The sequence below is a fragment of the Aneurinibacillus sp. REN35 genome, from assembly GCF_041379945.2.
Classification (GTDB): Bacteria; Bacillota; Bacilli; order Aneurinibacillales; family Aneurinibacillaceae; genus Aneurinibacillus.
Window position 1 is genome coordinate 40,956 of sequence record NZ_JBFTXJ020000020.1, and the last position, 15,037, is coordinate 55,992.

General features: G+C 45.8%; 15 protein-coding genes. All 15 read left to right on the forward strand.

Translation table 11 applies throughout. The annotated features are described in order from the left end of the window. The first annotated feature begins 115 nt into the window (after positions 1-115). The 15 genes from nadA (at position 116) to lysS (ending at position 14,664) form a co-directional block, all read left to right on the forward strand. Positions 116-1,063 carry a quinolinate synthase NadA gene (gene nadA / locus AB3351_RS22270; RefSeq protein ID WP_371149314.1) on the forward strand — a complete coding sequence of 316 codons (948 nt, stop codon included), beginning with the start codon at positions 116-118 and terminating at the stop codon, positions 1,061-1,063. Between the two features lie 35 nt (positions 1,064-1,098). Continuing rightward, positions 1,099-2,724 (forward strand): L-aspartate oxidase, encoded by a 1,626-nt coding sequence (gene nadB, locus AB3351_RS22275; RefSeq protein WP_371149315.1) that lies wholly within the window; start codon positions 1,099-1,101, stop codon positions 2,722-2,724. After that, on the forward strand, positions 2,711-3,565 hold the full coding sequence (gene nadC / locus AB3351_RS22280; protein ID WP_371149316.1) for a carboxylating nicotinate-nucleotide diphosphorylase: 855 nt from the start codon (positions 2,711-2,713) through the stop codon (positions 3,563-3,565). The genes nadB and nadC overlap by 14 nt, the downstream gene beginning before the upstream one ends. Before the next feature lie 16 nt (positions 3,566-3,581). Next, a complete protein-coding gene (locus AB3351_RS22285) occupies positions 3,582-4,349 on the forward strand; it encodes a type III pantothenate kinase (protein WP_371149317.1) in 768 nt (255 codons plus the stop codon). 110 nt (positions 4,350-4,459) lie between these two features. Beyond that, on the forward strand, positions 4,460-5,335 hold the full coding sequence (gene hslO, locus AB3351_RS22290) for an Hsp33 family molecular chaperone HslO (protein WP_371149318.1): 876 nt from the start codon (positions 4,460-4,462) through the stop codon (positions 5,333-5,335). A gap of 86 nt (positions 5,336-5,421) precedes the next feature. Continuing rightward, positions 5,422-6,357 (forward strand): cysteine synthase A, encoded by a 936-nt coding sequence (cysK, locus tag AB3351_RS22295; protein WP_371149319.1) that lies wholly within the window; start codon positions 5,422-5,424, stop codon positions 6,355-6,357. 85 nt (positions 6,358-6,442) lie between these two features. Beyond that, complete coding sequence (locus tag AB3351_RS22300) at positions 6,443-7,969, forward strand: anthranilate synthase component I family protein (RefSeq protein ID WP_371149320.1); 1,527 nt, start codon at positions 6,443-6,445, stop codon at positions 7,967-7,969. Further along, a complete protein-coding gene (gene pabA, locus AB3351_RS22305) occupies positions 7,966-8,550 on the forward strand; it encodes an aminodeoxychorismate/anthranilate synthase component II (protein WP_371149321.1) in 585 nt (194 codons plus the stop codon). The genes AB3351_RS22300 and pabA overlap by 4 nt, the downstream gene beginning before the upstream one ends. 22 nt (positions 8,551-8,572) lie before the next feature. Next, entirely contained in the window at positions 8,573-9,418 is an 846-nt protein-coding gene (pabC, locus tag AB3351_RS22310; RefSeq protein ID WP_371149322.1) for an aminodeoxychorismate lyase, read from the forward strand. Between the two features lie 29 nt (positions 9,419-9,447). Continuing rightward, positions 9,448-10,287 (forward strand): dihydropteroate synthase, encoded by an 840-nt coding sequence (gene folP / locus AB3351_RS22315; RefSeq protein WP_371149323.1) that lies wholly within the window; start codon positions 9,448-9,450, stop codon positions 10,285-10,287. 5 nt (positions 10,288-10,292) lie between these two features. Next, positions 10,293-10,667: a dihydroneopterin aldolase gene (gene folB, locus AB3351_RS22320; RefSeq protein WP_371149324.1), complete on the forward strand. Its 375-nt coding sequence runs from the start codon at positions 10,293-10,295 to the stop codon at positions 10,665-10,667. Next, positions 10,660-11,196: a 2-amino-4-hydroxy-6-hydroxymethyldihydropteridine diphosphokinase gene (folK, locus tag AB3351_RS22325; RefSeq protein WP_371149325.1), complete on the forward strand. Its 537-nt coding sequence runs from the start codon at positions 10,660-10,662 to the stop codon at positions 11,194-11,196. The genes folB and folK overlap by 8 nt, the downstream gene beginning before the upstream one ends. Positions 11,197-11,325: 129 nt before the next feature. Then, positions 11,326-12,357: a tRNA dihydrouridine synthase DusB gene (dusB, locus tag AB3351_RS22330; RefSeq protein ID WP_371149326.1), complete on the forward strand. Its 1,032-nt coding sequence runs from the start codon at positions 11,326-11,328 to the stop codon at positions 12,355-12,357. A gap of 190 nt (positions 12,358-12,547) precedes the next feature. Continuing rightward, positions 12,548-13,027 (forward strand): transcription elongation factor GreA, encoded by a 480-nt coding sequence (gene greA / locus AB3351_RS22335; protein ID WP_371149327.1) that lies wholly within the window; start codon positions 12,548-12,550, stop codon positions 13,025-13,027. 98 nt (positions 13,028-13,125) lie between these two features. Then, positions 13,126-14,664 carry a lysine--tRNA ligase gene (lysS, locus tag AB3351_RS22340; RefSeq protein ID WP_371149328.1) on the forward strand — a complete coding sequence of 513 codons (1,539 nt, stop codon included), beginning with the start codon at positions 13,126-13,128 and terminating at the stop codon, positions 14,662-14,664. Positions 14,665-15,037 lie beyond the last annotated feature (373 nt).

Genomic DNA, 15,037 nt, shown 5'->3' on the forward strand with positions numbered 1-15,037 from the left:
TTGCTCTTTACCCTGCTTTAGGTGTGTACAATTTTTCAGTTTAAAGGTATGATACAAATATTCTAGTTACCCCGTGGGTATTGTTTTTAAGGATTCATAATGGAGGTTGCTCAATATGGAAGCGTTAGCTTTAGAGAAGAAGGAACAGCGAAACCGGGAACTCCGAGACAAGATCATGCATTTGAAAAAAGAAAGAAATGCAATTATTTTGGCGCATTATTATCAGCGTCCTGAGATTCAAGAAATTGCGGATTTTCTTGGTGATTCATTCGGTTTGGCACAGAAAGCAGCAACAACAGATGCTGATGTTATTGTATTCTGTGGTGTTCATTTTATGGGAGAAAGCGCGAAAATTTTGAACATGGACAAAACGGTTCTCATTCCAGATGAACGTGCCGGCTGTCCTATGGCGGACATGGTAAATGTAGGCGGTCTCAAAAAAGTAAAAGCCCAGCATCCCAACGCGAAAGTGGTCGCATACATTAATACGTCTGCCGATGTGAAAGCGGAGACAGATATCTGCTGTACATCATCCAATGCAAAGAATGTAATTGAATCTATTGATGCAGAAGAAATCATCTGGGTTCCGGATAAAAATCTAGGGCATTGGGTATCTCAATTCACTGATAAGAAGATGATTATTTGGGAAGGGTATTGCAATACACATGACCAGTTAACGGTAGAAGATGTACAAAAGCTCAAAGAAGAGCATCCCGATGCTCAGTTTGTCGTACATCCTGAATGCCGCCCGGAAGTTGTAGCGATGGGTGATTTTGTTGGAAGTACGACGGGCATCCTTAACTATTGTCGTGAAACAAATCACAAGAAGTTCATCGTTGGAACAGAAGACGGTGTAGGATATAAGCTGCGTTTGGACAGCCCGGATAAAGAATTTATCTTTGCTTCAAAATATCTGGTTTGCCCGAACATGAAGGTCAATAACCTCAAAAAAATTGCTGATTGCTTGGAGACTATGCAGCCGCAGATTTATGTGCCGGAAGATATCGCGGATAAGGCGCGCGCTTCCCTTGAGCGAATGCTGTCTGTCGAAGCGGTTCAGTAATCGGCAAAGGGTGTTAAGAAAGAAGGGTAAATCAGATGGTGCCACGCTATGTCATTGATTTTAAGCTAGCTGAACTTGAAACATATAAGACAGATGTGCTGGTGATCGGTTCAGGAATTGCCGGATTATATACGGCACTTAAGCTAAGTGAGCGGCACAATGTGATGTTGCTCAGTAAAACGGCGCTAACACAAAGCAATACGCGTTATGCCCAGGGCGGTATCGCAGCCGTAACAGCAGAGACCGATTCTCCAGAGCTGCACCGACAAGATACGCTGATTGCAGGTGCTGGTATCTGTTTAGGTGAAGCGGTGGATGTACTCGTGAATGAAGGGCCTTCCTGTATTACCGATTTGATTCGTTACGGGACAAAGTTCGATGAGGAAGATGGCGTGCTTGCGTTAACGAGAGAGGGAGCGCACAGCCAGCGGCGCATTCTGCATGCGCAGGGAGATGCAACCGGCGCGGAGATTGTACGCGCCTTATCGCAATGTACGCTGACCAACAAACGTATTACAATTCTTGAGAATCATTTTACGCTTGATCTGGTGACTCATCAAGGTGAATGCATCGGCGCACTTGTACGCAAGCCCGATGGTAAGGTTATCTATGTACGTGCTAATGCTACAATATTGGCTACCGGCGGAGCCGGACAATTGTATCGCTATACCACCAACCCGGAAATTGCCACAGGCGATGGAATGGCTATGGCATACCGGGCTGGTGCTTATATTAAAGACGTGGAATTCATCCAGTTTCATCCAACCTCGTTATGTTACCCAGGCGCTCCTCGGTTTCTTATATCTGAAGCGGTGCGAGGTGAGGGAGCGGTCCTGCGCAATATAAAGGGAGAGCGCTTCATGGAGAAATACCATCCGTTGAAAGAGCTCGCTCCCCGAGATGTGGTTGCGCGCGCGATGGTGTCTGAAATGGAATCAACTGGTTCCACGTTCGTTTACTTGGATATTACCCATGAATCAGAGGAGTTAATCAAGCATCGTTTTCCTACGATTCATAAGGTTTGCCTTCGTTATGGTTTGGATATGGTGACAGATTGGATTCCGGTTGCACCAGCTGCACATTATATTATGGGCGGTATCAAGACAGATCTGTATGGGGAGACAGCGACACAGCGCTTATTCGCCTGTGGCGAAGTATCATGTACAGGTGTGCACGGAGCCAATCGCTTAGCCAGCAATTCACTTGCAGAAGCTCTGGTATTTGGACGTCGCATTGCACAGCGAGTAGGCGAGCTTGATGATATTGGTGATGACATTCCGTTTGTATCCTTTTCCTTAATGCGCCAGCATACGATGAAAAGCGATACGGTTATGGAGAGGAAACTCCGGCTGCAAAAGCTTATGGTCGCACATGTCGGATTAAAGCGTGACGAAAGAGGACTTACGAAAGCTGTACGTGAGCTGGAGCGTTATGTAAAAGCATTTCGGATGAAGGTAGAGAAACCGGAAGAGCTTGAGTATCTGAACTTATTAACGTGCGCATGTCTGGTTGCGAATGCGGCGCTCCTGCGGGAAGAAAGCCGTGGAGGTCATTATCGTGAGGATTTCTCGAAGAAAGATGATCTAGTATGGCGCAAGCATATTGTGCAGTCGATTGAAGACGGGGTTTTAGAGGAGAGAAATACAAATGAAGATGAATAAACAACTGCTTGATCGGCAGATTGAGATGTGGCTTCAAGAGGACATTGGCTTCGGTGATGTAACAAGCCTTGCGACCGTACCGGAAGACCTTGATGGAGTAGGGATTCTATACGCCAAGCAGGATGGTGTCATAGCAGGTCTTGATGTAGCGCAGCGTGTCTTTACATGTCTCGATGCATCACTTGTCTTTTCACCAAAGGTAATGGAGGGGGCTTTTGTTGAAAAAGGCACGATGATTGCTCAAGTAGAAGGGTCGGTACAAAGCGTGCTCGGCGGTGAGCGTCTTGCTCTTAACTTATTGCAGCGCATGTCCGGCATTGCTACATTGACCCGGCAATATGTAGAAAAAGCGCGGATGGCAAGTGAAAAAGTTCGCATAGTCGATACGCGCAAGACGACGCCGGGCCTGCGGATGCTTGAAAAGTATGCAGTAACGGTAGGCGGCGGACATAATCATCGCCTGGGTTTATTTGATGCAGTAATGATTAAGGATAATCATATTAAGGCTGCTGGCGGCATCGGTGCTGCTGTATCCTTTGCGCGCCAAGCTATTCCGCATACGATGCGTGTAGAAGTGGAAGTGGAGACGCTTGTACAGCTAGAAGAAGCAATCGGAGCGAACCCTGATATTATCATGTTGGATAATATGGATTTGGATACAATGAGAGAAGCCGTGCGTCGTGTAGACGGACGGATGATTGTAGAGGCTTCAGGCGGTGTCAATCTTGATACGGTGCAGGGAATTGCAGCCACAGGGGTGGACATTATTTCTGTTGGGAGTTTGACACACTCTGTGTCTGCATTAGACATTAGTCTGGATCTAAATGAAAGAAAACGATAGGTAGGGACGCGATACGATGTTATTTGTCATTGATGTTGGAAACACGAATATCGTACTGGGCGTATATGAAGGTGATGCATTAAAGCATAATTGGCGCATTAGCACAGACCGCAGCAAGACCGATGACGAGTTCGGCATGCTCATCAAAAGCTTATTTGCTGATAAAGGGCTGTCCTTTAGTGATGTGGAGGGAATCATTATCTCCTCCGTTGTTCCGCCGCTTATGTTTCCGCTAGAGAAGATGTGTCAGAAGTATTTCGATATTAAGCCGATGGTGATCGGGCCTGGATTAAAAACCGGACTAAACATCAAAGCAGATAATCCTCGTGAGATCGGCGCAGACCGCATCGTTAATGCTGTAGCTGCCATTCATCATTATGGTACGCCTCTGCTTGTTGTGGATTTTGGGACAGCAACTACCTTCTGCTTTATTGATGAGGAGGGAGGCTATCATGGTGGTGCTATTGCACCGGGAATTAGCATTTCTACGGAAGCATTGTACAGCCGTGCTGCTAAGCTTCCCCGTATCGAGTTGATGAAGCCGCCAAGCGTGATTGGCCGCAACACGATTCATGCCATGCAATCCGGTATTATCTACGGTTTTGTCGGCCAGGTGGATGAGCTGGTACGCAGGATGAAAGCCGAGGTAGCAAAGCAGCCGACCGTGATTGCGACAGGAGGATTGGCAGAGTTAATCGGAAGTGAGTCAAGTGAAATTGATATTGTGGACCCATGGTTAACAGTAAAAGGCTTGCGCTTAATCTACAATCGAAATAAGAAATAAAGAAAGGCGGGGAATGCTCCGCCTTTTTTTGCTGACTGTACATGTTGTGGTAAACTGTTTTGTATAAGCGCGACCGATGGCGCTAACTCAAGGAAGAAAGAGGAAAGATAATGAAAGATTATTTAATTCGTGGAATTGCATATGACGGTTTCGTGCGCGCGTTTGCCGTGCGTACTACACATACAATGCAAGAAATTCAGCGCCGCTTAGATACATGGCCGATCGTGAGCGCAGCGGTAGGACGCACCGTATCTGGGGCAGCTATGATGGGGGCGATGCTGAAAGGCAGTGAGCGTCTGACCGTTGTTATACGTGGTAACGGACCCGTAGGCCAGATTGTGGCTGATGCCAATGCAAAAGGTGAGGTGCGAGGTTATGTGCACAACCCGCATATCCACTTTAAAGAAATGAATGAGAAAGGCAAATTGGATGTTCGCCGTGTTGTTGGTACGGAGGGGAGCATTACTGTAACGAAAGATTTGGGATTGAAAGAACCGTATCAAGGGACAAGTCCAATTGTGTCAGGTGAGATTGGTGAAGATTTAACATATTATCTGACTGTATCCGAACAGGTACCTTCCGCTGTGGGTGTAGGTGTACTGGTGAATCCGGACAATACAGTAAAAGCGTCAGGTGGCTTCATCATTCAGCTTATGCCGAATACACCAGAAGACGTAATTGAACGGTTGGAGAAAACACTCAGCTCCATTCGCCCTGTCTCATCGATGATTGATGAGGGATTATCTCCTGAAGAGATTCTGCATGAGATTTTGGGAGCTGATTTTACCCTATTGGATAAGCAGGAAGTCGTATTTAGCTGTCACTGTTCTTTGGACCGTGTGAATCGCGCATTAATCAGCCTTGGCAGAGAAGAATTGGATGCGATGATCGAAGAACAGGGAGAAGCTGAGATCACCTGCCATTTCTGTAACGAACGCTACCACCTTGACCGTGAGGACCTTGAGAATCTTCGTGCAAATTTATAGTGGACAATTGACGCTTTCTTAGGTCGATTGATATAATATTCATAAAACCTATTTAATTAGTAGGTATTTGATGAGGAGGATTTCCGATGCGGGTAGCTCAATCAATTACTGACTTAATCGGGTATACACCATTAGTGAAATTAAATCGTGTGACGGAAGCGGACGAAGCAAATGTTTATTTGAAACTGGAATTTTTTAATCCAGGCAGTAGTGTAAAGGATCGAATTGCGCTTTCTATGATCGAAGCGGCAGAGCGAGAAGGTGTATTGCAAGAAGGCATGACAATTGTGGAGCCAACAAGCGGAAACACAGGCATTGGACTTGCGATGGTAGCCGCAGCAAAAGGCTATCGCTCTCTACTCGTTATGCCCGACACCATGAGTATGGAAAGACGCAATCTGCTTCGTGCATATGGTGCGGAGCTTGTGCTGACACCGGGAGCGGAAGGCATGGGGGGAGCCATTCGCAAAGCGGAGGAATTAGTGAGTGAGCATGAAAATTATTTCATGCCCCAGCAGTTTAAAAATCAAGCGAACCCGCAGATTCATCGCGAGACGACGGCGAAAGAACTGCTAGAGCAGGCTGAACAAATCGGCGGCGTTCATGCATTTGTCTCCGGTATCGGAACCGGCGGAACGATTACCGGTGTAGGTGAAGTGCTCAAGGAGAAGTATCCAGAGGTTCAGATTGTAGCTGTTGAGCCTGCCGCATCCCCTGTATTATCGGGCGGTAAGCCGGGGCCGCACAAAATCCAGGGGATTGGTGCTGGATTTGTACCGGAGACGCTGAATACGGATATATATGATGAGATCATCCAGGTAGAAAATGAAGATGCATTTGCTATGGCGCGTTTAGTAGCCAAAACAGAAGGCATTCTGGGCGGAATCTCATCAGGTGCTGCTATTCATGCGGCGAAGAAAGTAGCGAAGAAGCTAGGAGCAGACAAGAACGTTATTGTCATCATTCCAAGCAACGGAGAAAGATATTTAAGCACCCCTCTTTATCAATTCGACGAAGAGTGAGTATAATAAAAGAGCACGAGCCCTTGACCTGCTAAAGGCAAGGGCTCGCTTTGCGCAGAGAACGATAGACAATGGAGGGAAGCAAGTGAGACAGCCTGAGGAATGGACGATAGAATGGCTTGGGCGCTATGAGCGTGTGCCTCTCTGGCAAAGCATCGAATGGTTGGAGCAAGATCCATGGCAGCTCTATCGGAAGATTGCAGCGGAAGTGGATTATGCGTTTATTCTAGAGAGCGGACGAAACGGACGTTATACATACGTAGGAGCTGATCCGACTGCTTCTCTTCTATATAAGAATGGACAAGTGCGGGAAGGTAGCGGTGCTCTGTCACCGATTATGGCGGACCCGATGGCAACCGTGCGGCGTTGGATGGGTCATCATTTCTCACCAAAAGCCGATGAAACGGCCGAAGCGGGCCTGCCGGAATGGTTGGGCGGATCAATTGGGTACATTAGCTATGATACGGGACGTTATTATGAAGAACTGCCCCGTAGCACAACAGATGATTTACAGCTCCCTGATATCTACCTCATGCTGGTTGAACAGTTGTATGTTTTTGATCATGAACAGCGCAAGATTTTTATTATCGTACATGTCGGCGAGCGTGCAGCACTTTATACATTAGAGGAAGGGCACGAACGCCTGATAGAGATGGCCAGTGATCTTGCGGCTGCATTAAGGACTTCTGAATCGGCTTCCTATTCTACGCAAGCGGAAGAAGAGAGCGGTGATGCCTATCTGAAGGGCCTTAGAACGTCATATAACCAGCAGGAGTTTGAAGAGTCGGTCAGACGCGTACAAGAGTACATTGCAGCAGGAGATGTTTTTCAGGTAAATCTCTCTGTCCGTCAAACGAAGAATACCGATTTGGAAGCAGAAGCGATCTATGAAGTGCTTCGTTCGATGAATCCGTCTCCTTATATGGGATTGATTCGCTTTCCGGAATTCCAGCTTGTATCCGCCTCCCCCGAACTATTAATTCGTGTAAAAGGCAATCAGCTAAGCACGCGACCAATTGCAGGAACACGGCGCAGAGGTCGGACGGAAGAAGAAGATACTGCATTGGTTCATGAACTGCTTGACAATGAGAAAGAAGTGGCCGAGCATATTATGCTTGTTGATCTAGAGCGTAATGACCTTGGGCGGGTAAGCCAATACGGGTCTGTGAAGGTTGACGAACTCATGGTCGTAGAGAAGTATTCTCATGTGATGCATATTGTGTCCAATGTGACGGGATTGCTTGCGGAGGACAAGGATATGTATGATGCAATCATTGCAGCTTTTCCGGGTGGGACAATTACCGGTGCGCCAAAGGTACGCACGATGGAGATTATTGAAGAGTTGGAGCCGGTGACCCGTGGACCGTATACGGGTGCTATGTGTGTACTGGGTTTTGACGGTAACGCCGTCTGCAATATTATCATCCGTACCCTTATTCTCAAAGAAGGAGAGGCACATGTGCAGGCAGGGGCTGGAATTGTGATTGACTCCATCCCAAAAGCAGAGTATTATGAATCATTAAAGAAGGCAGAAGTCCTGTGGCGAGCGCTTTCTTTGACCGAAGCAAAGCTAAGAGCTGAGAAGAGTATGAGAGAGGAGAGTCGAGCATGATTTTGATGATTGATAATTATGATTCATTTACGTACAATCTGGTTCAGTATTTGGGTGAGATGGGGAAAGAACTGCGCGTTATACGCAACGATCAGATCACATGTGATGAGATTGAAGCCCTGCAGCCGTCGTATCTTATGATTTCACCAGGGCCTTGCACACCGAACGAAGCAGGGATTAGCCTAGAAGCGATCGAGCGGTTTGCGGGCAGGATTCCGATTTTTGGCGTGTGTCTGGGACACCAATCCATTGCCCAAGTATTTGGTGGTCGAGTCATCCGTGCCGAACGGCTGATGCATGGTAAGACATCGCAGGTGCATCATATCGGCGAAGGTATATTTGCTGGATTGCCTACACCATTCCGTGCAACACGTTATCATTCACTTATCGTGGAGCGGCAGACGCTGCCAGAGTGTATGGAAATTACGGCTGAGACGCCGGAAGGAGAAATCATGGCGCTGCGTCATCGCGAGCTTGCGGTAGAAGGAGTACAATTTCATCCCGAATCCATTATGACAGAACATGGCATGCAACTGCTGCGTAACTTTTTAACACGTTACGCTCCGCTTACCAATATATAAATAAAGGAGTAAGGAACGAATCGTGAAAGTATTTCTCGATGGGCGTATACTGGATGCCCAACAAGCTGTGATCTCGCCGTTTGATCACGGCTTTCTTTATGGGCTGGGACTGTTCGAGACGATGAGGGTATACAGCGGGCATATCGCTTTGCTGGAGAAGCATTATCATCGGCTGCAGCAAGCGGCAGATGAGCTTGGTATTGCGTTGACAATGACGCGCGAAGAATTACGTTTTGCCATTCTTAAAACGCTTAGTGCAAATGGTTTGCATGATGCGTATGTACGGGTCGATTTGACGGCAGGCGATAAAGGGCTTGGTCCTTATGCGGGTATATATGATGAACCGCATTGGCTTATTTTCGTAAAGCCGCTGCCTGATTTTCCGATCTCGTTGTATGAAACAGGAAAGAAACTTCAGGTCCTGAAGCGGCCGCGCAATTCTCCTGAAGGGGAGTGGCGTTTTAAGTCTCACCATTATATGAATAATCGCTTCGGTAAGATGGAGATTGGTACGCATCCGGATGTGGAAGGGCTTTTTCTTACGGAAAATGGCTGCTTGGCGGAAGGGATTGTATCGAATCTTTTTTTCGTTTCTGAAGATGTGATGTACACGCCTGATATAAAAACAGGAATTCTACCCGGCACACGGCGTGAGTTCGTCATGGAATTGGCTGAATTGCATGGCTTTACTGTACGGGAAGGCTGGTATTATATTGAACGGTTAATGGTAGCAGATGAAGTATTTATTACGAATGCTATTCAAGAGATTGTACCCATCCATACGGTGAATGAGCAAAGAATTGGTCAGGGTACAATAGGAGCAATTACGAAGCAGTTGCTTGCGCTGTATCGCAATCATATCGTATAAGTTATATACACCAGAGAGGAGCGGAACATATGCAGCAGGGGATTTGGGCAGGCTCTTATGAACTGCCTGTTCATCAGCGTACACTTATAATGGGGATTCTCAATATAACACCGGATTCATTTTCAGATGGCGGCCATTATCAAACGGTAGAGCGTGCGGTTGAACACGCTCGGCAAATGGTAGCGGACGGAGCGGATATTATTGATATTGGAGGCGAATCGACAAGACCCGGTCATGACCCAATCAGCGCGGAAGCGGAGATGGAGCGAGTCATTCCGGTGATTGAACGTTTGGTGCGAGAAATCGAAGTCCCATTATCGATAGATACATACAAAGCGGAAGTAGCGCGCCAGGCCGCTTGCGCCGGCGTTCACATCATTAATGATGTATGGGGGGCAAAAGCAGATCCGCATATGCCGGCCGTGATGGCGGAAACAAAGCTACCTGTAATTCTGATGCATAATCGGGACAATATGAACTATATGTCATTTGTAGATGACGTGTTAAAGGATATGCACGAGTGTATTGATTTGGTGAAAGCAGCAGGGGTAGAAGATAAGAAGATCATTCTCGATCCTGGTGTTGGATTTGCCAAAACGTATAAACACAATCTTGAGATTATGTATCATATGGACAAACTTGTAGCACTCGGATATCCGGTGCTTCTAGGTACTTCACGCAAGAGATTTATTGGCAAAGCCCTAGGTGATGTTCCGGTAACGGAGCGGATGGAGGGAACGGCAGCTACAGTAGCGCTTGGTATAGAGCGCGGTTGCCGGATTGTCAGAGTACATGACGTAAAACCGATTGCCCGTGTCTGTCGTATGATGGATGCCATGTTATATGGGTGGCAGCAAGAAGAGGAGTGAATACAATGGACAAAATTTTGTTTAACAAGATGGAGTTCTGGGGTTATCATGGAGCATTTAAAGAAGAAAATAAGCTCGGTCAGCGCTTCTATGTCGATCTCGAACTGATATTTGATCTGTCTAAAGCTGGACACAGCGATAAATTGGAAGACACGGTAAATTACGCGGATATTTATCAAACGACACAGCAGGTCGTAGAAAATGAAAAGTACGAGCTTGTAGAATCAATTGCGGAACGTCTTGCAGCCAAAATTCTGCAGAACTACACGTTAATTGACGAGATCCTTGTGCGTGTGACAAAGCCAGATCCTCCAATTCCCGGTCACTATGACTCGGTGGCTGTAGAGATTATACGCAGTCGGGCAAAAATTAATGGATAGTCCAATCATCCACGCTTTTCTCGGACTCGGATCAAATATGGGCGATCGGGAAGAATTGCTGATTCGCGCGATACAAATGATTGACCGGCTACCCAATATCAGCGTGCGAAGAAGCTCTTCTTTATATGAGACAGAACCAATCGGCTATACTGAACAGGGAAGATTTCTAAATCTTGCTCTGCAGATTGAAACGTCCCTTGCGCCTTGTGATCTGCTTGTACATATGCAGAAGATCGAGGCGGAATTAGGAAGGAAGCGCATGATTCGCTGGGGTCCGCGCACACTTGATATTGATATTTTATTATATGGAACCGAATGTATCCAGCAGGAAGGATTGCAAGTTCCGCATCCGCGGATGACCGAGCGGGCATTCGTACTTATCCCCCTCGCAGAAATTGCTCCGGACGCTATTATCCCCTGCATAGAAGAGGATCGAACCTTTTTGACTGTACAAAAAGCGCTGGCAGATGTAGAAGACCGAGAGGGTATACAGCATTGGAAAACGATTCAATGGGAGCATATGGATTGAGTATACAGGCGGAAAACAGTTGAAATGAAAAAATCCTATGATAAAATAGGGGAATAATTAGTGGCTTTTTTTGCTTATACAAGGAATAGCCCGTAACTTTTACGTAAAGCATATATGGAAGGTGGAAGTATGGCTACCCTAAAAATTGGAAACATCGAGCTGAAGAATAATGTCGTGCTTGCTCCGATGGCGGGTGTATGCAATCCTGCATTTCGTCTGATTGCAAAGGAATTCGGCACAGGCTTGGTCTGCGCTGAGATGGTTAGCGATAAAGGGATTGTACATGGGAACAAAAAAACACTTGAGATGCTGTATGTAGATGAGCGTGAGAAGCCGCTCAGCCTACAGATTTTTGGCGGAGACAAAGAAACCCTTGTACAGGCAGCAAAACATGTAGATCAGCATACAAATGCTGATATTATCGATATTAATATGGGCTGTCCAGTTCCAAAGATCGTAAGCTGTGATGCAGGTGCACGCTGGCTGCTCGACCCCAATAAAATTGAAGAGATGGTCTCCGCTGTTGTTGAGAATGTATCGAAGCCGGTAACGGTAAAGATGCGTATCGGGTGGGATGAAGATCATATCTATGTTGTTGATAATGCAAAAGCGGTAGAGCGTGCTGGCGGGAAAGCAATTGCGATTCATGGCAGAACACGTGTGCAGATGTATCAAGGTAAGGCGAACTGGGAATATATTCGACAAGCGAAGGAAGCTGTCAGCATTCCGATTATCGGCAACGGTGATGTTGCTACTCCGGAAGATGCGAAGCGTATGATTGATGAAACGGGCTGTGACGGTGTTATGATCGGCCGTGCTGCGCTTGGAAATCCGTGGATGCTGTATCGTACGATTCAGTATTTGACCAATGGTGAGCTGCCTAACGATCCGACGCCGCGTGAGAAGATCGAGATTGCTCTATTGCACCTAGATCGCCTCATTAAGGTAAAAGGTGAAAAAGTTGCTGTGCTTGAGATGCGCAAGCATGCAGCATGGTATCTTAAGGGCCTCCCGGCATCGGCACAAGTCCGTGACGGTATTAATGTTCAGGAAACAAGAGAAGGCATGGCGAATCTGCTGCTTGACTACCTTAGCAGAGTAGAAGCGAAAGCGGCGGAATACGCAGATCAACAGCTAGAAAAGAAGGTAAAAGTGCTCTAAGGCTTGAATTTGACATTAGCAAGGGGCTACCATATAATACCTTCATATCGGTATACGAAACTGCCAGTGAATGCACTGGCAGTTTCATATATGTCTGTTAATTGCATAAAAAATACAATTTTATCATACACTCTACGATACATCAGGCGCAGGAAAAGTATAGAATGGATGATGATGGGGGAATGCGAAGATGACGGAAAAAGAAGTAATCCTAACCGCTGCGGGCTTGCAAAAGCTTGAAGACGAGCTCGAACAGTTGAAAACAGTAAAACGCCGCGAAGTAGCACAACGCATTAAAGAAGCCATCAGTTTCGGCGATTTGTCCGAGAACTCTGAATATGAAGAAGCAAAGAATGAACAAGCTTTTATTGAAGGTCGTATCATTACGTTAGAAAAAATGCTTCGTAACGCACGAGTGATTACCGGTGAAGAATTAGATACAGGTATGGTAGGTGTCGGCTCTACAGTAAAAGTAAAAGATCTTGAATTTAACGAAGAGATGGAATTTAAGATCGTAGGTTCTGCGGAATCAGATCCGACACAAAATAAAATCTCAAACGAATCGCCGGTTGGTGTAGCTCTTCTAGGCAAATCTAAAGGCTCAGTTGTAGATGTAAACGTTCCCGCAGGTGTAGTGCGGTACGAAATTCTTGAGATTAAAGTAGATTAACGCATGTTTAAGCTAAGCTCCTTCGATTTCGTAGGAGCTTTTAGCTAGTTTTAGGCTACAATGGATGTAGTACAAGATTTGAGGAGTTGAATACGAGCATGTCCCGACAAGAAGAATTGAGCGAACTGGAGCAAATCCGGCGCGAGAAGTTACATACGCTGCGTGAAAATGGAATTGATCCATTTGGAAAGAAATTCGAGCGTTCTCATACAGCAAAAGAAATTCTAGATCAGTATGGAGAGCTTGAGAAAGAACAGTTGGATGAGCAGGAAATTGAAGTTTCCATTGCAGGAAGATTGATGGCCAAGCGAGGTCAAGGTAAAGCAGGGTTTAGTCACCTTCAGGATCAAAGCGGCCGCATTCAAATTTATGTGCGTCAGGATCAGGTTGGCGAACCAGCATATGATATGTATAAGCTGTGCGATATCGGTGATATTCTCGGTGTAACCGGCGTTATTTTTAAGACGAAAACAGGTGAGACAAGCGTAAAAGCAAAAGAAGTTATATTGCTGAGTAAATCACTGCGTCCGCTGCCTGAGAAATTCCATGGCCTTAAAGATGTGGAAACTCGTTACCGCAAACGTTATTTGGATCTAATTATGAATCCAGGTGTAAAGGATACATTCATTGCGCGAAGCTTGATTCTTCAATCTATGCGTCGTTATTTGGACGAGCGTGGCTATCTTGAGGTAGAAACCCCAACCATGCACAGCATTCCAGGCGGAGCGGCAGCTCGCCCGTTTGTTACGCACCATAATGCGCTCGATATGCGCCTGTATATGCGCATTGCGACGGAGCTTCATTTGAAGCGTTTGATCATAGGCGGACTTGAAAAAGTCTATGAGATTGGCCGGATTTTCCGTAATGAAGGGATTTCTACCCGCCATAATCCTGAGTTTACATCCATTGAATTGTATGAGGCTTACGCGGATTACAAAGATATTATGCGCTTAACTGAAGATCTGGTTGCACATGTTGCCCAAGATGTATTTGGTACGACTGTGTTTAATTACCAAGGTAATGAAATTCAGCTGAAGCCGCAGTGGAAGCGAGTGCATATGGTCGATGCGATTAAAGAAGCAACCGGTGTTGATTTCTGGCCGCACATGACGGATGAGGAAGCGATAGCGCTCGCGAAGAAGCACAATGTCCCCGTACCTCCAGGTGCTAAATACGGTCATATTGTTAATGAGTTTTTTGAGCACTTTGTAGAAGAGAAGCTGATTCAGCCGACATTTATTTATGGACATCCGGTTGAAGTATCTCCGCTTGCTAAGAAGAATGAGGAAGATCCTCGCTTTACGGATCGCTTTGAGTTATTTATTGTAAGTCGTGAACATGCCAACGCCTTTACTGAGCTGAATGATCCGATTGATCAGCGTCAGCGTTTTGAATCACAGTTAACAGAACGTGAAGCTGGAAATGATGAAGCGCATATGATGGATGAAGACTTTCTTGAGTCGTTAGAGTATGGTATGCCTCCAACAGGAGGGTTAGGTATTGGGATTGATCGTTTGGTTATGCTGCTGACGAATTCCCAATCCATTCGTGATGTTCTTTTATTCCCGCTTATGCGCGAGCGTACTGCGGCTGAACAGGCAGAAGAAATGAACGAAGAGAGTACGGAAGAGGTATAGAACTGCAAGGAGACGGACAATCGTAATCGTTTGTCCGTCTATTTTATATGAAGCAGTATGATAGTAAAGTTGTTTAGGTAGTAGGCTTATGAAGCAATTCACCAAAGATAATTTATCTATAAAATAATTGCCGGTACATAGTTAGAAAATTTAAATATAAGTTTATTGCTTGCTTTCTAACTTGAACTCATGATATATTAATCAAGTCGCTTTTGAAAGTGGCACTGAAAATTTGTCATCAAATTAAATAACAAAAAAGTTGTTGACAAAAAATATTATCTGTAATAAGATATAAAAGTACTCGCTGAGACGCAGTGAAGTGCAAAAGCGTACTAACAAGTTCCTTGAAAACTGAACAGTGACACTCGATGTG

Bases quoted from the DNA above. Each gene is read 5' to 3' on its own strand.
- nadA (WP_371149314.1), top strand. From the start codon at position 116: ATGGAAGCGTTAGCTTTAGAGAAGAAGGAACAGCGAAACCGGGAACTC.
- nadB (WP_371149315.1), top strand. From the start codon at position 1,099: ATGGTGCCACGCTATGTCATTGATTTTAAGCTAGCTGAACTTGAAACA.
- nadC (WP_371149316.1), top strand. From the start codon at position 2,711: ATGAAGATGAATAAACAACTGCTTGATCGGCAGATTGAGATGTGGCTT.
- AB3351_RS22285 (WP_371149317.1), top strand. From the start codon at position 3,582: ATGTTATTTGTCATTGATGTTGGAAACACGAATATCGTACTGGGCGTA.
- hslO (WP_371149318.1), top strand. From the start codon at position 4,460: ATGAAAGATTATTTAATTCGTGGAATTGCATATGACGGTTTCGTGCGC.
- cysK (WP_371149319.1), top strand. From the start codon at position 5,422: ATGCGGGTAGCTCAATCAATTACTGACTTAATCGGGTATACACCATTA.
- pabA (WP_371149321.1), top strand. From the start codon at position 7,966: ATGATTTTGATGATTGATAATTATGATTCATTTACGTACAATCTGGTT.
- folP (WP_371149323.1), top strand. From the start codon at position 9,448: ATGCAGCAGGGGATTTGGGCAGGCTCTTATGAACTGCCTGTTCATCAG.
- folB (WP_371149324.1), top strand. From the start codon at position 10,293: ATGGACAAAATTTTGTTTAACAAGATGGAGTTCTGGGGTTATCATGGA.
- folK (WP_371149325.1), top strand. From the start codon at position 10,660: ATGGATAGTCCAATCATCCACGCTTTTCTCGGACTCGGATCAAATATG.
- dusB (WP_371149326.1), top strand. From the start codon at position 11,326: ATGGCTACCCTAAAAATTGGAAACATCGAGCTGAAGAATAATGTCGTG.
- greA (WP_371149327.1), top strand. From the start codon at position 12,548: ATGACGGAAAAAGAAGTAATCCTAACCGCTGCGGGCTTGCAAAAGCTT.
- lysS (WP_371149328.1), top strand. From the start codon at position 13,126: ATGTCCCGACAAGAAGAATTGAGCGAACTGGAGCAAATCCGGCGCGAG.